We start from the raw sequence: 1,148 nt of genomic DNA on the forward strand, positions 1-1,148 counted from the left end.
GCAGCGAGTGCGGGTCGATACCGGCCCGCTCGATGGCCTCCCACGAGGTCTCCAGCAGCAACCGCTGCTGAGAGTCCGTCGCCATCGCCTCGCGCGGCGACATTCCGAAGAAGTCCGGGTCGAACTCGCCCGCCGTGTGCAGGAATCCACCGTCGCGGACATAAGTCCTGCCGGGACGGTCCGGGTCCGCGTCGTACAGTCCGTCGATGTCCCAGCCCCGGTTGACCGGGAAGCCGGAGATGGCGTCGCCGCCCTCCATGACCAGTCGCCAGAGCTCCTCCGGCGAGGTCACACCGCCCGGATAACGGCAGGCCATACCGACGATCGCGATGGGATCGTCGGCCACCGGAGGCAGGGCTGCGCGGCCCGGCACCGCCCGTGCGTCGGCCGTGAAGTCGGCTGCCTCGCCGAGGAGTTCGTCGCGCATATGGTCGGCGAGAGCGCTCGGCGTCGGATAGTCGAAGACCATGGTGGCCGGGAGCCGCAGCCCGGTCTCGGTGTTGAGGCCGTTACGCAGCTCCACCGCCGTCAGCGAGTCGAAGCCCAGGTCCTGGAACTGGCGGCCGGCTTCGACCTCCGCCGCGTCGGCGTGGCCCAGTACCCGGGCGACCTGACCGCGTACGAGATCGAGCAGGATCTCGCGGCGCTCGGCGCCGTTCAGTCCGGCAAGACGCCGGGCGAGACCGTCGGCGGTGCCGGAGACCTGGGCGGCGGCGCGCCGGGCAGGTGCGCGTATCACACCGCGCAGCAGCGGCGGGATATCGCCCTGGGCGCGCAGGACCGCCAGATCGAGCCGTACGGGCGCCACCGTGGCCGCGCCGGTGGCGAGTGCCGCGTCGAACAGCGCCACGCCCTGGTCGACGGAGAGCGGTGGCATACCGGAGCGCGCGACGCGCTCGGCGTCGATGTCGGTGAGCGTCGCGGTCATACCGACGCTCCGGGTCCATGGGCCCCAGGCGAGGGCGAGTCCGGGCAGACCGGCTGATCGCCGGTGCTCGGCCAGTGCGTCGAGGAAGGCGTTGCCCGCCGCGTAGTTGGCCTGTCCCGGGCTGCCGAACGTGGCGGCGACTGAGGAGAACACCACGAAGGCGGCGAGATCGAGATCGCGGGTCAGCTCGTGCAGATGCCAGGCCGCGTCCACCTTGGGA

The 1,148-nt window shown here is 71.6% G+C and carries 1 protein-coding gene; it reads right to left on the reverse strand.

Annotated features, from left to right (window positions below; all coding sequences use genetic code 11):
* Positions 1-1,148: beta-ketoacyl reductase (locus GA0115259_RS35775; protein ID WP_141716834.1), on the reverse strand; the 1,148-nt coding region annotated here is incomplete at both ends.

Origin of the sequence: Streptomyces sp. MnatMP-M17 (genome assembly GCF_900091995.1) — a bacterium.
Classification (GTDB): Bacteria; Actinomycetota; Actinomycetes; order Streptomycetales; family Streptomycetaceae; genus Streptomyces.